15 protein-coding genes are annotated in these 16,819 nt (G+C 62.3%); 1 reads left to right on the top strand and 14 read right to left on the bottom strand.

Annotated elements, in window-relative coordinates; translation table 11 throughout:
- Positions 1-49 precede the first annotated feature (49 nt).
- On the top strand, positions 50-1,543 hold the full coding sequence (mltF, locus tag ACB037_RS14090; RefSeq protein ID WP_069785153.1) for a membrane-bound lytic murein transglycosylase MltF: 1,494 nt from the start codon (positions 50-52) through the stop codon (positions 1,541-1,543).
- 322 nt (positions 1,544-1,865) lie between these two features.
- Here the strand turns inward: mltF and ACB037_RS14085 are convergent, their stop codons facing one another.
- The 14 genes from ACB037_RS14085 to hscA all read right to left on the bottom strand — a co-directional run bounded on the left by ACB037_RS14085 (position 1,866) and on the right by hscA (position 16,795).
- On the bottom strand, positions 1,866-2,096 hold the full coding sequence (locus tag ACB037_RS14085; RefSeq protein WP_069651392.1) for a zinc ribbon domain-containing protein: 231 nt from the start codon (positions 2,094-2,096) through the stop codon (positions 1,866-1,868).
- A 123-nt stretch (positions 2,097-2,219) separates the two neighbouring features.
- Positions 2,220-3,716, bottom strand: coding sequence for a ribosome biogenesis GTPase Der (der, locus tag ACB037_RS14080; RefSeq protein WP_010675045.1), 1,497 nt, complete (start codon positions 3,714-3,716; stop codon positions 2,220-2,222).
- A 74-nt stretch (positions 3,717-3,790) separates the two neighbouring features.
- Positions 3,791-4,975: an outer membrane protein assembly factor BamB gene (bamB, locus tag ACB037_RS14075; RefSeq protein WP_029314685.1), complete on the bottom strand. Its 1,185-nt coding sequence runs from the start codon at positions 4,973-4,975 to the stop codon at positions 3,791-3,793.
- Positions 4,968-5,618: a tetratricopeptide repeat protein gene (locus ACB037_RS14070; RefSeq protein WP_319884708.1), complete on the bottom strand. Its 651-nt coding sequence runs from the start codon at positions 5,616-5,618 to the stop codon at positions 4,968-4,970. The genes bamB and ACB037_RS14070 overlap by 8 nt, the downstream gene beginning before the upstream one ends.
- Positions 5,619-5,621: 3 nt before the next feature.
- A complete protein-coding gene (gene hisS, locus ACB037_RS14065; RefSeq protein WP_039038721.1) occupies positions 5,622-6,899 on the bottom strand; it encodes a histidine--tRNA ligase in 1,278 nt (425 codons plus the stop codon).
- 138 nt (positions 6,900-7,037) lie between these two features.
- A complete protein-coding gene (gene ispG / locus ACB037_RS14060; RefSeq protein WP_010675049.1) occupies positions 7,038-8,168 on the bottom strand; it encodes a flavodoxin-dependent (E)-4-hydroxy-3-methylbut-2-enyl-diphosphate synthase in 1,131 nt (376 codons plus the stop codon).
- Between the two features lie 10 nt (positions 8,169-8,178).
- Positions 8,179-9,099 (bottom strand): RodZ domain-containing protein, encoded by a 921-nt coding sequence (locus ACB037_RS14055; RefSeq protein ID WP_319884707.1) that lies wholly within the window; start codon positions 9,097-9,099, stop codon positions 8,179-8,181.
- Positions 9,089-9,880 (bottom strand): PilW family type IVa pilus biogenesis/stability lipoprotein TapF, encoded by a 792-nt coding sequence (gene tapF / locus ACB037_RS14050; protein WP_080768047.1) that lies wholly within the window; start codon positions 9,878-9,880, stop codon positions 9,089-9,091. The genes ACB037_RS14055 and tapF overlap by 11 nt, the downstream gene beginning before the upstream one ends.
- 11 nt (positions 9,881-9,891) lie before the next feature.
- A complete protein-coding gene (locus tag ACB037_RS14045) occupies positions 9,892-10,995 on the bottom strand; it encodes a bifunctional tRNA (adenosine(37)-C2)-methyltransferase TrmG/ribosomal RNA large subunit methyltransferase RlmN (RefSeq protein WP_010675052.1) in 1,104 nt (367 codons plus the stop codon).
- Between the two features lie 167 nt (positions 10,996-11,162).
- Complete coding sequence (gene ndk, locus ACB037_RS14040) at positions 11,163-11,591, bottom strand: nucleoside-diphosphate kinase (RefSeq protein WP_045524435.1); 429 nt, start codon at positions 11,589-11,591, stop codon at positions 11,163-11,165.
- Positions 11,592-11,868: 277 nt separating this feature from the next.
- Complete coding sequence (gene pepB, locus ACB037_RS14035; protein WP_039038726.1) at positions 11,869-13,152, bottom strand: aminopeptidase PepB; 1,284 nt, start codon at positions 13,150-13,152, stop codon at positions 11,869-11,871.
- Positions 13,149-14,450, bottom strand: coding sequence for an aminopeptidase PepB (pepB, locus tag ACB037_RS14030; RefSeq protein WP_371175458.1), 1,302 nt, complete (start codon positions 14,448-14,450; stop codon positions 13,149-13,151). Before pepB (ACB037_RS14030) ends, pepB (ACB037_RS14035) begins: the two co-directional genes overlap by 4 nt.
- Positions 14,451-14,607: 157 nt before the next feature.
- The gene (gene fdx, locus ACB037_RS14025) at positions 14,608-14,946 is read right to left on the bottom strand and encodes an ISC system 2Fe-2S type ferredoxin (protein ID WP_005299781.1); all 339 of its coding nucleotides are present in this window, start codon (positions 14,944-14,946) and stop codon (positions 14,608-14,610) included.
- Position 14,947: 1 nt separating this feature from the next.
- Positions 14,948-16,795, bottom strand: a complete 1,848-nt coding sequence (hscA, locus tag ACB037_RS14020; RefSeq protein WP_371175457.1) for a Fe-S protein assembly chaperone HscA — start codon at positions 16,793-16,795, stop codon at positions 14,948-14,950.
- Between the last annotated feature and the right edge of the window lie 24 nt (positions 16,796-16,819).

Genomic DNA, 16,819 nt, shown 5'->3' with positions numbered 1-16,819 from the left:
TGTGACTCCCTTCATACTCTCTGGTATAAAGGTGCCTCTTTTTTGACAAATGCCGTTTTTTTCAACAAGGGTACTCACCTACTTGCGCTGCATTTTTCGACTGTTCATCGGGATGATGTTGACGCTGGCCCTGGCCGGTTGCGACTTCTACCACCCCTCCAGCCAACTGGAGCAGATCCGCCAGCGAGGCGAGATCCGGGTTGGCACCCTCTATGGCCCCACTTCCTATTACCAGCGTGACGACACCGCACTGGGGTTCGACTACGAGCTGGCGCAGCTTTACGCCGACTGGCTGGGGGTCAAGCTGACCATAGTACCGGCCTACAGCACCGCCGAGCTGGTCGAGCAACTGCAAAAGGGCAAGCTGGATCTCGCCGCCGCCGCCATCGTCGTGACCCCGGAGCGGCGCAAGCTGTTCCGCTTCGGCCCAGGCTTCTACCAGGTCTCCCCCAAGCTGGTCTATCGCAACGGTTCCTCCAGGCCCAAGAACCTCGGTGACATCAAGGGCAGCATAGTGGTGCCGGCGGGCTCCACCGGCGAGGACCTGATGAAGGAGCTGGCCAAGCAGTACCCCAACCTGAAGTGGAGCACCAATCGGGATGCGGACGTGGAAGAGCTGCTCAAGCAGGTGGCCGACGGCAAGGTGGACTACACGGTGGTGCAGGACACCATACTGGCCCGTACCCAGCGCTACTACCCCGAACTCACCGAGGGCTTGACCCTCGCCAGCAAGCAGACCGTGGCCTGGGCCATGACCAAGCTGCCCGACGACAGCCTCTACGCCAGCATCATCGACTTCTTCGGTCAGCGCTTCATGGATGGCGCCATCGCCAAGCTCGACGAGAAGTACTTCGGCCACGTGCAGAACTTCGACTTCGTCGACACCCGTACCTTCCTGCAACGGGCCAAGAGCCTGCTGCCCAAGTACCAGGCTCTGTTCCAGACCCACGCCAAGGATATCGACTGGCGGCTGCTGGCCGCCATCAGCTATCAGGAATCCCACTGGGATCCCCAGGCACGCTCCTACACCGGGGTGCGTGGCATGATGATGCTCACCGGTCCGACCGCCAAGGCGATGGGGGTAAACGATCGCACCCACCCGGAAGAGAGCATCAAGGGGGGCGCCCGCTACCTGCAGGAGATGATGGCGAAGGTGCCCGACTCGGTCCCGGCGGACGAGAAAGTGTGGTTTGCCCTCACCGCCTACAACATCGGCTACGGCCACATGATGGATGCCCGCCGCCTGACCAAGGAGCTGGGCAAGAACCCGGACGCCTGGAGCGACGTGAAAGAGGTGCTGCCCCTGTTGCAGCAGTCACGCTGGCATCGCAAGGTGCGCTATGGCTATGCCCGTGGCGGCGAGGCGCGCAACTATGTCAACAACGTGCGCCAGTACTACCAGAGCCTGCTCTGGCTCGACAACGAACAGCAGAAGGCCCATCGTCGGGAGGAGCTGGACGAGGACGACAGCAGCGAGCCGGACGTGCAAGCGCAGCGTCCGGCCATCATCGCCGAAGTGGTCAAACAGATCATCACCCCCTAGCCTCGCCGGGGGTGTGTTTTCCTGCCCTGTTCTCTGTTACCATCCTTGGGTATACGAGGGGCGCTGGAGCGAACTTATTGCAATGTATTCATTGCGTTGCAGTTCCTGCCAAGGGCCCTTTCGACCCCACGCAAGACCAGGGAGGAGAACAGGATGCGAGCACGCAGAAGAGCCATGTTGGCCCGAAAAACCAAATGTGCCTGGAGCCCGAGACGCAAGCTCAAGCTGGCCGACATGAAACGCAAGATCTGGCACAGAAACCGCTCCTTCACGCTGCTGATAGCGGAGCACACAGTATAAACCCGGCATCAGCCGGGTTTTTTTATGCCTTGTCAGGCTGCGCTTCAAACAGAACGGTGCGCTTGGAGACCAGGGTGTTGCAGTGGTTGCAAAAATAATCCACCGCGCCGCAAGCCTTAAGCCGCTCCAGCTCCTGCCCGCAGGCAGGACACAGGGCCCGGATGCGATAACGGGCCTGACATTGGCCACACGTCGTCTCCCGGCTGCGGCTGTCCAGTTCGCCCTGACAGGCAGGGCAGGTCAGCGTGTTCATTCTCTTCTCGACTCCTCTTTACGTCACTGTGCACCGGCGTCACTCGCAGCCCCTCCCCCGGTTTGTCTGCCCTGAGGAGGGCCATCAAGAAAAACGGCTGCCGGTAAGGGCAGCCGCAGGGCTTTATTTCTTCGCTTTGGCCTTGAGCAGGCGCTTGCGCTGGCGTTCCTGGCTCAGGGTCAGGGTGTTCTTCTTGCCCTCGAACGGGTTGACCGACTCCTGGAACTCCACCCGGATCGGCGTCCCCATGATTTTCAACGACTTGCGGAAGTAGTTGATGAGGTAGCGCTTGTAGGAGTCAGGCAGGTCGTTCAACTGGTTGCCGTGGATCACGATGCGCGGCGGGTTGTAACCACCGGCGTGGGCATACTTCAGCTTGACCCGGCGACCATTCACCATGGGCGGCTGGTGATCTTCCTGGGCCATCTGCATGATGCGGGTCAGCATGGCGGTGCTGGTGCGGCGGGTCGCGGACTCGTAAGCCTCGTTGATGGATTCGAACAGGTGACCGACGCCACTGCCGTGCAGGGCGGAGATGAAGTGCACCCGGGCGAAGTCGATGAAGCCCAGGCGTCTGTCCAGCTCGTTCTTGACGTCCTCTTTCACCTTCTGATCCAGGCCGTCCCACTTGTTGACCACCAGTACCACGGAGCGGCCGCTGTTGAGCACGAAGCCGAGGATGCTCAAGTCCTGATCCGTGATGGTCTCCCGGGCGTCAATGACCAGCAGGCAGACGTTGGCATCTTCAATCGCCTTGAGCGTCTTGATGACGGAGAACTTCTCCACCGTCTCGTGCACCTTGCCACGGCGACGCACGCCGGCGGTGTCGATGACCACGTATTTCTGATCGTCGCGCTCCATGGGGATGTAGACGGAGTCGCGGGTGGTCCCCGGCATGTCGTAGACGATGACCCGATCTTCACCCAGCATGCGGTTGGTCAGGGTCGACTTGCCGACGTTGGGACGACCGACGATAGCAAATTTGATGGGCAGGTCGGCGAACGGCGTCTCCTTGGTGTCTTCCCGGGTGTCGAGCTCACCGGCGGCCACCATACGCAGCAGGGCCTCTTCGTCGAACTCCTCCAGCTCCTCTTCCTCTTGTGCCTCGGTGGCAGAGCCGACCAGGGTCTCGAGGTGGGGGGCCAGGGCCAGCTCCAGCAGGCTCAGTACGCCACGGCCGTGGGCGGCCGCCATCTGGTAGACCTCGCCCAGGGCCAGACCGTAGAACTCGGACACCGCGGAGTCACCGTCGATGCCGTCGGTCTTGTTGGCCACCAGAAACACCTTCTTGTGGGTCTTGCGCAGGTGCTCGGCGATAGCCTGATCCGCCGCGGTGAGACCGGCACGGGCATCCACCATGAAGAGCACCACATCGGCCTCTTCGATGGCCAGCAGGGACTGCTCGGCCATCTTCAGCTCGATCCCCTCCTCGGTGCCATCGATACCGCCGGTATCGACCACGATAAATTCCAGCTCGCCCAGCTTCGCCTGGCCATATTTGCGGTCCCGGGTCAGGCCGGGGAAGTCGGCAACCAGGGCATCCCGGGTACGGGTCAGGCGGTTAAACAGGGTGGATTTCCCCACGTTGGGGCGGCCCACCAGGGCAACTACAGGAGTCATAAAAGCCTCATTCTCAAGACGACAAAGGCTCCGGGTCCGAAGACCAGGAGCCGGATATTCACATTATCGGACGATCAAGGACGCTTGAGGGCGTACAACTTGCCGTCACGGCTCTGCACATACAGGGTGTCACCCTCCACCAGCGGAGCGGCATAGAGACCACTGCTGTCGAGCTGCTGCATGGCCTTGATGGTCCCGTCGGTACGGTCCAGCCAATACAGGTAACCTTCCACATCGCCCACCACCACATAGTCACCCAGGATGACGGGGGCGGTCACGGTGCGGTTTTCCAGCTGGGTGTTGGACCACAGCTCGAGACCGTTGCGACGATCGACCGCAAACAGATGGCTGCGGCTGTCGGTCAGCACGATGGCATTGCCGGTCACCGCCATATCGCGATAACCGGAATACTTGCGCTTCCACACTTCGTCACCGCTCATCAGCTTGCGCGCCATCAACTGGCCGTTGTAGGCGATGGCGTAGAGCTCATCACCGGCAATCAGCGGGCTGGCATCGACGTCCACCATCCGATCCAGTTCGGTGGCGCCGCGCGGGTCAGCCACCTTGGATTGACGCACCGGCTGGCCGTTGCTCAGCAGGGCGATGCCCACCTTGCCATCGGCGCGGCCATAGATGACGGCACCGTTGGTGATGATGGGGGCGCCGGCACTGCGCAGGGTCAGGGGCGGCTGCTCTTCGGACAGGGTCCACTGCAGCTTGCCCTCGTCGGTATCGAGCGCCACCAGGCGACCGGAGGTGGTCAGCACCACCACGCGGCCATCCTCGACGGCGGGGCTCGCCACCACTTCCCCCGGCACCGTGGTCTGCCACAGCACTTCGCCGTTGGCCTCGTTCAGGGCGTAGACCACCCCGTTTTCGGACCCGAGGAACAGCTTGCCGTAGCGGGAGACCAGGCCACCGGAGAGACGGGCACTGCGCTTGTCGGCGTTGATGGGCAGATCTGCCAGATCCACGCTCCACAGCTCCTTGCCGCTCTCGCGCTCGAAGGCGGTCACATCGCCATCGCGGGCCGCTGCATAGATGCGGTCCTCTTCCACCACCGGCTTGAGCTGGGAGTAGAAGTCGCCGATGCCATCCCCGACCGAGGAGGACCAGGCGGTATCGGCAGTGAACGCGGACTCGACCTTGGGCAGGGGCGCCATGGGGTTGAGATCCTCTTCCGAACTGAACAGGGAGCAGCCCTGCAAGGCGAAGGAGACAGCCACCCCCAGCGCCATTCGCTTGTACAGATTACGCATCCGGTGCCTCGCCCGCAGTGACGGCTGGCAGCGCCAGATCATCCATCTTCAGCTTGAGTTCGGCGCTGCTCTGCAGGCCGCCAGCATCCGCCGCCGCCTGATAGGCATCGCGCGCTTCTTCGGCCTTGCCCTGCTTTTGCAGGATATCGCCGCGCACTTCCGCCACCTGGGCCTTGAAGGCGTCGTTGTTGATCTTGCCAAGCTGGGCCAGGGCCTCGTCAGCCTTGCCCTGATCGCTCAGGACCCGTGCCAGACGCAGGGCGGCGATGGGCTTGATGCTGTCGTCGCCACTGGCGGCCACCTGGGTCAGCTGCTCGGCAGCCAGATCCAGCTTGCCCGCCTTGACGGCGGCCGCGGCCAGTTGCAGGGCGGCCAGCTCGGCATAGGCGTCACCCTTGTGAGCGGTAATGAAGCTCTTTGCCTGCTCCAGGGCGGCGTCGTCCCCCCTGGCCAGCTGGGCGGTCATCTCGTTGTAAGCCTGGGAGGCGGCTTCCTGGTTGTTCTGCTGCATCTCGTTGTAGTAGCGCCAGCCAAAGAGGCCGACCAGACCGATAACAGTTCCTGCGATCACCGAGGTGCCGTTCTCTTTCCACCAGCTCTTGATGACCTCAACCTGTTGTTCTTCAGTGGTATACACTTCCACAGCTTACTCTCCTTTCGCTGCCAGCAGGGCGATGGCGGCATCGACCGAGACGGTCTGTTGCTCGGCCTGGCCACGCAGATATTTGATGGTGATCTCCCCGCTTTGCACCTCGGTCTCCCCAAGGATCAGGGCAATGGCCGCGCCGCTCTTGTCGGCACGCTTGAGTTGTTTCTTGAAGTTGCCGCCGCCGCAGTGGCTCATGAGGCGCAAGTCCGGCAGAGCATCGCGCAGGCGCTCGGCCAGGGCAAAGCCAGCCTGCTCGGTCCCCTCACCCACCATGCAGAGATAGACATCCACCGCCGGGCGGATGTCAGCATTGAGTTCGAGGGTTTCAAGCATCAGCACCAGACGCTCCATGCCCATGGCAAAGCCCACCGCCGGGGTCGGCTGGCCACCGAGCTGCTCCACCAGGCCGTCGTAGCGACCACCGGCACAGACGGTGCCCTGGGCCCCCAGGCTGTTGGTCACCCACTCGAACACGGTGAGGTTGTAGTAGTCGAGGCCGCGCACCAGACGCTCGTTCACCTCGAACTGGATGCCGGCCGCCGTGAGCAGGCGCTTGAGCCCTTCGAAGTGAGCCAGGCTCTCTTCGCCCAGGTGGTCGAACAGACGGGGGGCACCCGCCAGGATGGCCTGCACTTTTTCGTCCTTGGAGTCGAGCACCCGCAGGGGGTTGCTGTACATGCGGCGCTGGCTCTCTTCGTCCAACTCGCTCTTGTACTGTTCCAGATAGGCGACCAGGGCATCGCGATAGGCGGCACGTTCGCTGCTCTGACCGAGGGTGTTGAGCTGCAGGGTCACGTGATCGCTGATGCCGAACAGACGCCACAGGCGGTGGGTCAGCATGATGAGCTCGGCATCGATGTCCGGCCCGTTGATGCCGAACAGCTCGACCCCGAACTGGTGGAACTGGCGATAACGGCCTTTCTGGGGACGCTCGTGACGGAACATGGGGCCCATGTACCACATCCGGCGTTCCTGGTTGTACAGCAGACCGTGCTCGATGCCGGCACGGACGCAACTGGCGGTCCCTTCCGGACGCAGGCTCAGGCTGTCGCCGTTGCGGTCTTCAAAGGTGTACATCTCTTTTTCGACCACGTCGGTCACTTCACCGATGGCACGCTTGAACAGATGGGTCTGCTCGACGATGGGCATGCGCACTTCGCTGTAGCCATAGCTGGCCACGACCTGGCGCAGGATCTGTTCTACTTTCTGCCATACCGGGCTCTGCTCCGGCAGGCAATCATTCATACCGCGAATAGCTTGGATCTGTTTTGCCACGTTGATACTCGAGAAAAAGAGGTAAAATTTGGCCGCATTATAGGGATTTTCGACCCCGAGGTAAAATCGGGTGCCCGGATGCGGGATGTAAAATCAACAACCTAAAGCCGGGGCCACCCCAGGTGGCCCCGTCATGGTTCAACCTTTGTCCACCTGGATCTGGTTGGCCGGATCCAGCATGGCGGCCCGGGCACGGATGCGACGCTCCAGGGTCGGGATCAAATCCTTGTTGTCGAGCCGGTCGACCCGCTGGCCCCCCTCGTAGAAGGCACTCTTGTTGGCGGCGCCCGCAAGGCCGAGATCGGAGACCAGCGCCTCCCCCGGACCGTTCACCACACAGCCGATGATGGAGACATCCATCGGGGTGATGATGTCTTCGAGCCGCTCTTCCAGGGCGTTGACAGTGCCGATGACGTCGAACTCCTGACGGGAGCAGGAGGGACAGGCGATGAAGTTGATGCCGCGGGAGCGGATGCGCAGGGACTTGAGGATGTCGAAGCCCACCTTCACCTCTTCCACCGGATCGGCGGCCAGAGAGATGCGCAGGGTGTCGCCAATCCCTTCGCTCAGCAACATGCCAAGGCCGATGGCGGACTTGACCGCGCCGGCGCGAAAACCGCCCGCTTCCGTGATGCCCAGATGCAGGGGTTGATCGATCTGCTTTGCCAGCAGGCGATAGGCTCCGACCGCCAGGAAGACATCGGACGCCTTGACACTCACCTTGAAGTTCTGGAAGTCGAGGCGATCCAGGTAATCCACGTGGCGCATGGCGGACTCCAGCAGCGCCTCCGGGGTCGGCTCGCCGTATTTCTCCTGGAGATCACGCTCAAGGGAACCGCCGTTGACGCCGATCCGGATGGGGATGTTGTAGTGACGGGCGCAATCCACCACCGCACGCACCCGCTCTTCGTTGCCGATGTTGCCCGGGTTGATGCGCAGGCAGTCGGCCCCGTACTCGGCCACTTTGAGGGCGATGCGGTAGTCGAAGTGGATGTCGGCCACGATGGGGATGCGGGTCTGCTGCTTGATGAGCTTGAACGCTTCCGCCGCCTCCATGGTGGGGACGGAGACCCGGACGATGTCGGCGCCGACCCGCTCGATCCGCTGGATCTGCTCGACGGTAGCGGCCACGTCCGTGGTCTTGGTGTTGGTCATGGTCTGTACCGTGATGGGGGCATCGCCCCCAACCGGCACGTTGCCGACCATGATCTGTCTGGATTTGCGACGAACGATGGGTGATTCGTGTGCGGGCTTTTCGTGAACAGACATGGCGGACTGATTACTCCTGCGGCAGTGAGAAGCGGGCAGTCCGGCCGTTGTTGTAACGGCTCATGTCGAAGGACTTGCCCTGATATTCGAGATTGACCGCCATGGGCGCGCCAATGATGAATCTGAGTGGCTCGGGTCCTTCCAGTACCAGTTCGTCGTTTGCCTTCTTCAGACCGCTGAACAGGGTCTTGCCGTTGGCATCCTTGACGTCCAGCCAGCAATCGGCGGTGAAGCTCATCTTGAGCTGGGGCGCCTTGGCGGGCTCGGTGGTCGTGCTCTCGGCAGTCGAGACCGCACCGGAAACGTCCGTCTGGACGGCTGCGCTGGCATCCGTAGCGACCACAGGCAGGGTCGCGGTGGCACCGCTCACCACAACCTGGGTGGACACGGCATCGGACGCTGCGGGCAGCACCGGCTCGGCGACCTCCACGGCGGGGGCAACATTCGCTTCCGGCGTATTGACGGTCGCGCTCATCTCGGTCGCCGCCAAGGCGTCGTCACCGGCAGAGCGGCGCGCCGTGCTCTGCCACCACCAGGCGACGGAGAGCCCGATCAGCACCAGGATCACCAGCCAGGTCACCACCTTGAGCCGGCTGTCATTGGCCTGCTGGCGGGAGCGACGGGAGAAGCTCTGCATGTCGATATTGTCGGGGGGAGTCAGTCCCAGCTTTTCGTAGGCGGCGAGGATGGTCTCCTCGGGGATGCCCACGAGCTTGGCATAGGCCCGCAGATAGCCACGAATGAAGGTATGGGACGTGTGCTTGTCATAGGTATCCGCTTCGATGGCGGCGATCAGGGTCAGACGAAGGTGAATGCGGGACGCAACCTGTTCCCGGGTCCAGCCGAGCTGTTCACGGGCGTTGCGCAGCAGCTGGCCTGGGCCCGCTGCCTGGGAGTCGTCTTGGAAATCGTGTGGCTGTTCAGTAGTCATTGGCTAAGTAACGCTTGGCTTGTTGCGAAGTGGGATATTGCCTTACCAGCTCAGTCCCGAATTGGTGAAGTAATGCCGGTTTGTCCATGGCCTGGGCCAGCCGCAGCCGGAGCCAGAGGCTCTCCTCGTTCTCCTCTGCCACATCGGCAAAGCGCGCGAGGTAAGACTGGACATCAGGAAGCTTGCCATCTTTCATGGAAAGCTCGGCCATGTCCAGCAATAACCTAGGATTGCGGGGATTATACCCCAAGGCCAGACGATAATACTCGCCAGCCTTGTCATTTCTGTGATTTTGCATCGAGCAGAGCGCCGCATTCTCGTAGGTATCGGCGATCTTCACGTAATCGGGCTGGCTGACGGCCTGCAAGAACGCCTTTTCCGCTTCGTCGAAGCGGCCACGGTTGCAGAGGAAGGCGCCATAGTTGTTCATCGCGTCAGCATTGGACGGATCCATGGCCAGCGCTTTCTTGTAGCTCGCCTCGGCGGCCTTGAAATCCGACACCTGCTGATAGAAATAGGCAAAACCGATGTAGACCTGAGGATTGTTGGGATCGTACTGAAGGGCGCGGTCGAGGTTGAATTTGGCCTGCTCGGCATTGCCCTGGCGCAGATACTGGATACCCAGATCGAGACGAGTCTGGGCGGCGGCCTTGAGGTCGGGACCCACTTCACGCTGGGTCGAATTCTGGCCAGCGTAAGTGGTCTCTGTGACACAGCCTGGCAGCGCACAGAGCGCTGCCACTACGATCAATGTACGGATATCCATTTCCTGTCTATACAATGGCTTAGGAGTTAAACCATTTTGACGGAAATCCCATCCTGTTGCATCCGATTTTTCATGGTGCGCTTGGTGCGGTCGATCACCTCCCCCACCAGCTGGCCGCAGGCGGCGTCGATGTCGTCACCACGGGTCTTGCGCACGATGACGGTCAGGCCGTATTCCATCAGCACCTTGGAGAAACGGTCGATACGGCTGTTGCTCGGCTTGCCAAACGGGTTGCCCGGGAAGGGGTTGAACGGGATCAGGTTGATCTTGCAAGGGGTTTCCTTGAGGACCTTGGCCAGCTCATGGGCATGCTGCATGTCGTCGTTGATGTGATCGAGCAGCACATACTCCACGGTCACCCGGCCGCCGTTGGCGTTGGACTTGGCCAGATAGCGACGTACCCCGGCAAGGAAGGCTTCGATGTTGTACTTGTCGTTGATCGGCATGATCTCGGAGCGAAGCGCATCGTTCGGCGCATGCAGGGAGATGGCCAAGGCAACGTCGATCTGGTCGCCCAGCATGTCCAGCGCCGGCACCACACCGGAGGTGGAGAGAGTGACGCGGCGCTTGGAGATACTGAAGCCGAAGTCATCCATCATCAGCTTCATGGCCGGTACCACGTTGGCGAGGTTGAGCAGCGGCTCACCCATGCCCATCATCACCACGTTGGTGATGGGGCGCTTGCCACCCACCACTTTGGCGGCACGCCACACCTGGCCGATGATCTCGGAGACTTTCAGGTTGCGGTTGAACCCTTGCTGGGCGGTGGAGCAGAAGGTGCACGCCAGGGCGCAGCCCACCTGGGAGGAGACGCACAGGGTCGCGCGGTCCGCTTCCGGAATGTAGACAGTCTCCACCTCCTGATCGCCCACCTGCAGCGCCCATTTGATGGTGCCATCGGCGGAGCGCTGTTCACGGCTGATCTCGGGGGCTCGGATCTCGGCAATGGCCTTGAGCCGCTCGCGCAGCGCCTTGTTGACGTTGCTCATCTGATCGAAATCATCACAACCGAAGTGATAGATCCACTTCATTATCTGGTCTGCCCGGAACGGCTTCTCGCCCAACTCGACGAAGAAGGCACGCATGGCATCCCGGTCGAGATCCAGCAGGTTGGTTTTTGTTTCGCTCATCAGGGGCCTCAGCTCACACACTTCATAAATTATCGGCTGACCTACGTCAGGGGGCGGCATTGTACAAATAATGGGTCTGGCTTTCCACCTGGAGAATAAGTGGATATTGGCAGGATGACCAAAAAACAAAAGGGAGCCGAAGCTCCCTTGGTCACCAGCAGACAACATCAGCCGCGCGGGCAGATCTCGTCGTCGGAGAAGAAGTAGGCGATTTCACGGGCGGCAGAGGCCGGGGCATCGGAGCCGTGGACGGCGTTGCGATCGATGCTCTCGGCGTAGCAGGCGCGCAGGGTGCCGGCCAGCGCCTCTTTCGGGTTGGTGGCGCCCATGATTTCACGGTGACGGCGGATGGCGTCTTCACCTTCCAGCACCTGTACCATGACGGGGCCAGAGGTCATGAAGCCGACCAGACCATCATAAAACGGCTTGCCCTGGTGCTCGGCGTAGAAACCGGCGGCCTGTTCGCTGGTCAGGTGCAGCATCTTGGCGGCGATGACTTTCAGGCCGGCGCTTTCGAAGCGGCTGTAAATGGCACCAATCAGGTTTTTGCTGACCGCATCCGGCTTGACGATGGAGAAGGTACGTTCGATAGCCATTGAGTTCTTTCCTTAACTACAGAGTTTTATTGTAGGAATCCATGTTCGGCGGCGATTATACGTAAACAAAAAACGAAATAACACACAAAAAATCAACTTTTTGTTAAACAAAAGAATCCTTGAAACAACATGGTGACTCATCTTGTGCCAGGACAGAGAGAAAAAATGTGCGCTTGCGCACGATCGGCATGCTAATGCCTCAAAACCGTATCAATTGCTCAGCAAAGCAGCACTGGAAAGGGCACCCTGAGGTGCCCTTGTGATGCCGTTCACTGACTCAGCGCGTCTCCGCCATCAGGGTATGGGCGATGGTGCGCATCCCCAGGGTATTGGCCCCGGGCGCCCACAGACTGTCGCCGTTCTCACTGAAACAGGCGGCGAGATCGACATGCAGCCAGCCTCTTCCCTCATCAGGGACAAAGCGGGAGAGGAAGCCTGCCGCATTGGAGGCCCCCCCCGGTCCGCCGCCCGGCACGGGGCGGCTGTTGGCGGTGTCGGCATAGTGGGACGGGCACTGCTGGCGATGCCAGGGCTCCAGCGGCAGCGGCCATGCTGGCTCCTGCTCCGCATCCGAATAGGCCATGGCGCGGCTCACCAGCCCCTTGTCCAGTCCAAACAGGGCGTTGTAACGCCCCCCCAGCGCCATCACGGCCGCCCCGGTGAGGGTGGCGGCGTCGATGATGAGCGGCGCACCAGACTCGCCGGCCAGTTGCAAGCCGTCGGCCAGGATCAGACGCCCTTCGGCGTCGGTGTTGACCACCTCCACCGTGGTGCCGTTCTTGTAGGTGAGGATGTCACCCAGCTTGTAGGCATGGCCGGATACCAGGTTCTCGGCGCAGCAGAGGATGAGCTTCACCCGCTTGTCGAGGCCACGCAGAATGGCCAGCGCCAGCGCGCCGGTGACGATGGCGGCACCGCCCATGTCGTGTTTCATGGTCAGCATGCCCTGGGAGGTTTTCATGGAGTAGCCGCCGGAATCGAAGGTGATCCCCTTGCCCACCAGGGCGGCCGCTACCGGCGCCTTGGGATCCTTGCCCGGATTGAAATCCAGCTCCAGCATCACGGGCTCGCGGTCACTGCCACGACCCACTTGATAGAGACCGACCCAACCCGCCTGTTGCAGCGCCTCTCCCTTGAGGATGCGATGGCTGATCCGGTCCGGTGCCAGCTCGGTGAGGAAGGCGGCGGCTTCGACCGCCAGCTCCAGCGGCCCCAGCTGCTCCGGGGTGGCGTTGGTCATCTCCCGCACCCAGCGCCCGCACAGCCAGCGAGCCTCCAGCTCCTCCCTGTCCTCCTCGGACGAAGTGGCCCACTGCAACCCCACTTCCGCCTTGGGCGTCTGCAGCCCCTGGGCAAAGGCCCACTGCTGCTCGCGCTCCCAGTGGCCAGCCAGGACAACCTGCTGGATCCCTTGGCTACACAGGCGCCGCGCCGCCTGCTGGATATCCAGCAAGGGAGTGGCGCTCACCAGATGGATCACCATGCCGTCGGCACGGTGGGAGAGCAGTGCCCCCTCCCCCCACTCGGCCGGTGCAAACTCTCGGCTCAACCAGACGTTCATGCGCACACCTCCTGCAACCAGCGGGCAATCGTGCGAAGACCATGGCCCTTGGCCCCGGTCGCCCAGAGCTCATTGCCCGACTTCTGATAGGAAGCGGCCAGGTCCAGGTGCACCCAGCCCTTGCCTTCGTCACGGACGAAGCGCGACAGGAAAGCCGCTGCCGTGGTGGCGCCGGCAGTACCTTCTGCGGACGCCACATTGCCCAGCTCGGCAAAGGCCGAGGTGAGCTGGCCTGCGTGCCAGGGTTCGAGCGGCAGCGGCCAGGCCTTCTCGTTTTCGGCGTTGGCGGCAGCCAGCGCGCGCACCTGCTCCGCCTCATCGAGGGCAAACACGGCGTTGTAGTCGCGGCCCAGCGCGGTCTTGGCGGCGCCGGTCAGGGTGGCGGCGTCGAGGATGTAGGCAGCCCCGCTTTCGCTCGCGGCCAGCAGGCCGTCAGCCAGCACCAGGCGACCTTCCGCATCGGTGTTCTGGATCTCGACCGAGATGCCGTTGCGATAGGTGAGGATGTCGCCGAGCTTGAAGGCGTGGCCGGAGACCAGGTTCTCGGCGCAGCAGAGGATGAGTTTCACCCGCTTGTTCAGGCCGCGGCTGATGGCCAGCGCCAGCGCGCCGGTCACCATGGCGGCGCCGCCCATGTCGGACTTCATCGGCAGCATGTTGTCGGAGGACTTCATGGAGTAACCGCCGGAATCGAAAGTGATCCCCTTGCCCACCAGCGCCGCGACCACAGGGGCGTTGGCATCCCCGGTCGGGTTGTAGTCGAGCTCCAGCAGCACCGGCTCGCGCTCGCTGCCACGGCCCACCGACCAGATCCCGATATGACCCGATTCACGCAAGGCTTCGCCAGCGGTGATGCGGGCGGTCACCTTGTCACCGCCGAGGCTGCGAATGAGCAGCAGAGCGGACTCCGCCAGGCTCATGGGGTAGATGGCTTCCGGGCAGCCGTTGGTCACCTCGCGCACCCAGCGGGTCGCTTTGAGCAAAGCCGCCAGCTCGGCAGCCTCCTGATCACTCTGCTCGCCGAAATCGAGCTCGCGATCCCCCTTGGCGGCATAGAAGCCCTGGGCAAAGGCATAGCGACGCTCCCCATTCCAGCCCTCACCCACCAGTTTGACGCGCTTGATGCCGCTCGACTCGAGGCGTCTGGCCCCCCGCTGGATGGCGCGCAGCGCCTCCTTCTCCTGGCCACTGCCCAGATGGAGATGGGCTTCGTCGCCGTTGAAACTGAGCAGGGCACCCTCGCCCCAGTGGGCGGCGGCAGCCTGGGACGACAACCTTACGTTCATCATGTCAGCCATGTTCTCTTGCTTCCTTTTTATTGGCACTTTCATCAACGAATAGGGAAATCACGGGCACAAAAAAGGCCGCTCCCTCAAGGGTCACGGCCTTCACCATATCATTACTGCACCATGAGATGCTGCACGCGCAATTCACTCATGTGTAATTAAGGGGTCATCAGTGGCGCTCGGACGCCAGATTCAGGGTGTACTTGGGCAGTTCCACCACCAGATCCTCGTCCGCCAGTCTGGCCTGGCAGCTGAGACGGGATTCCGGCTCCAGCCCCCACGCCTTGTCCAGCATGTCGTCTTCCAGCTCGTCGCTCGGCTCGAGGGAGTCGAACCCTTCCCGCACCACACAGTGGCAGGTAGTACAAGCACAGGACTTCTCGCAGGCATGCTCGATCTCGATGCCGTTGCGCAGCGCGATATCCAGAATGGTTTCACCGGTCGCACCTTCGAGGGCCGCGCCGTCCGGACAGAGCTCGGGATGGGGCAGAATAATCAGTTTTGGCATATCACACCTTGTTGACGTTTTGTCCGGTCAGCACCTTGCGGATGGAGGCATCCATCCGGCGGGCTGCAAATTCGCCACTGGCAGCATCCGCTGCCTCGATGGCCTCTTTGATCTGGTTGGTGGTGCCCGTGCTGCGCATGGTCAGCAGATGGGCGATGGCGGCATCCAGCTCGGCCCGCTCGGCGGGGCTCAATAAGGCCTCGCCATCGGCGGCCAGCGCGGCGTTGAGACTCTCGACCACCCGGTCGGCCTCGACCTGTTGCTCCGCCAGCATGCGGGCGTCCATGTCCTGCTGGGCATTGGCGATGGAGGCGCTCAGCATGTTGAGGATGTCATCCTCACCCAGCCCGTAGGAGGGCTTGACCTGGATCTCGGCCTGCACGCCGGAGGATTTCTCCATGGCGCTGACCGACAGCAGACCGTCCGCATCCACTTGGAAGGTGACGCGAATATGGGCGGCGCCGGCCGCCATGGGCGGAATGCCGGTCAGGGTGAAGCGGGCCAGGGAGCGGCAATCCGCCACCAGCTCGCGCTCCCCCTGCACCACGTGGATGGCCATCGCGGTCTGGCCATCCTTGAAGGTGGTGAACTCCTGGGCGCGGGCCACCGGAATGGTGGTATTGCGCGGGATCACCTTCTCGGCAAGGCCGCCCATGGTCTCTAACCCTAAGGAAAGCGGGATGACGTCCAGCAGCAGCATCTCGGCATCAGGCTTGTTGCCCACCAGGATGTCGGCTTGGATGGCGGCACCGATGGCCACCACCTTGTCGGGGTCGATGCTGGTCAATGGCGTGCGGCCGAAGAACTCGCCCACCCGCTCGCGCACCAGCGGCACCCGGGTCGAGCCGCCGACCATCACCACTTCCAGTACCTCTTCCTGCTCGAGACCCGCATCGCGCAGGGCGCGCCGACAGGCCTGCAGGGTACGTTTGACCAGGGGCTGGATCAGCTCGTCAAACTGGCTGCGGGTGACGGTACCCTGCCAGCCGGCAAAGGCGCAGACAACGGCATCGGCATCGGTGAGGCCGTGCTTGATGCTGGCCGCCGCATCCAGCAACTCGCGCTGGGTACGGGCATCGAGTTGACCGGACAACCCGGCTTGCTCTTTGAGCCAGTCCGCCAGCAGATGGTCGAAATCGTCACCACCGAGTGCCGAGTCGCCACCGGTGGCCATCACCTCAAACACCCCGCGATGCAGGCGCAGGATGGAGATATCGAAGGTTCCGCCACCCAGGTCATAGACGGCGATCACCCCTTCCTGGCCTGAGTCGAGGCCATAGGCGATGGCGGCCGCCGTGGGTTCGTTGAGCAACCGCAGTACGTGCAGACCGGCCAGTCTGGCCGCGTCCTTGGTACCCTGACGCTGGGCATCGTCAAAATAGGCGGGCACCGTGATGACCACGCCGTCGAGGTCTCCCCCGAGGGACGCGGCACCGCGCTCGGCCAGTTTTTTCAGGATCTCGGCCGAGACCTGCACCGGATTGACCAGCCCCTGGCGGGTCCGCAACTGGGGCATGCCCGTCTCGGTAGCCACGAACTCGTAAGGCTGCTGGCGGGTATCGATGTCGGCCAGCGCCTTGCCCATCATCCGCTTGACCGAGACGATGGTGTTGTGGGGATCGAGGGCCGCCTCACGTTTGGCATCGAAGCCAACCCGGATGGTATCGGCCTGGTAATGGACCACGGAAGGCAGCAGATCACGCCCCTGCTCGTCACAGAGGGTGTCGGCCTGGCCGCTGCGCACGGCGGCGACCAGGGAGTTGGTGGTGCCAAGATCGATGCCGACGGCACGTTTATGCTGGTGAGGTGCGGCGCTCTGGCCTGGCTCGGCAATTTGCAGTAATGCCATGGGTAATCACAATTCCTGCGTTAG

The sequence above is a fragment of the Aeromonas sp. S19(2024) genome (assembly GCF_041402625.1).
Classification (GTDB): Bacteria; Pseudomonadota; Gammaproteobacteria; order Enterobacterales; family Aeromonadaceae; genus Aeromonas; species Aeromonas caviae.
Note: the sequence above shows the minus strand (reverse complement) of the source record. Positions and strands in the feature narration are given on the sequence as shown.

Coding starts and splice junctions, on each gene's coding strand:
- pepB (WP_039038726.1), bottom strand. CDS start 13,152: ATGAACGTCTGGTTGAGCCGAGAGTTTGCACCGGCCGAGTGGGGGGAG.
- mltF (WP_069785153.1), top strand. CDS start 50: ATGCCGTTTTTTTCAACAAGGGTACTCACCTACTTGCGCTGCATTTTT.
- pepB (WP_371175458.1), bottom strand. CDS start 14,450: ATGGCTGACATGATGAACGTAAGGTTGTCGTCCCAGGCTGCCGCCGCC.
- der (WP_010675045.1), bottom strand. CDS start 3,716: ATGACTCCTGTAGTTGCCCTGGTGGGCCGCCCCAACGTGGGGAAATCC.
- hscA (WP_371175457.1), bottom strand. CDS start 16,795: ATGGCATTACTGCAAATTGCCGAGCCAGGCCAGAGCGCCGCACCTCAC.
- ACB037_RS14055 (WP_319884707.1), bottom strand. CDS start 9,099: ATGACTACTGAACAGCCACACGATTTCCAAGACGACTCCCAGGCAGCG.
- ndk (WP_045524435.1), bottom strand. CDS start 11,591: ATGGCTATCGAACGTACCTTCTCCATCGTCAAGCCGGATGCGGTCAGC.
- fdx (WP_005299781.1), bottom strand. CDS start 14,946: ATGCCAAAACTGATTATTCTGCCCCATCCCGAGCTCTGTCCGGACGGC.
- ACB037_RS14085 (WP_069651392.1), bottom strand. CDS start 2,096: ATGAACACGCTGACCTGCCCTGCCTGTCAGGGCGAACTGGACAGCCGC.
- bamB (WP_029314685.1), bottom strand. CDS start 4,975: ATGCGTAATCTGTACAAGCGAATGGCGCTGGGGGTGGCTGTCTCCTTC.
- ACB037_RS14045 (WP_010675052.1), bottom strand. CDS start 10,995: ATGAGCGAAACAAAAACCAACCTGCTGGATCTCGACCGGGATGCCATG.
- ispG (WP_010675049.1), bottom strand. CDS start 8,168: ATGTCTGTTCACGAAAAGCCCGCACACGAATCACCCATCGTTCGTCGC.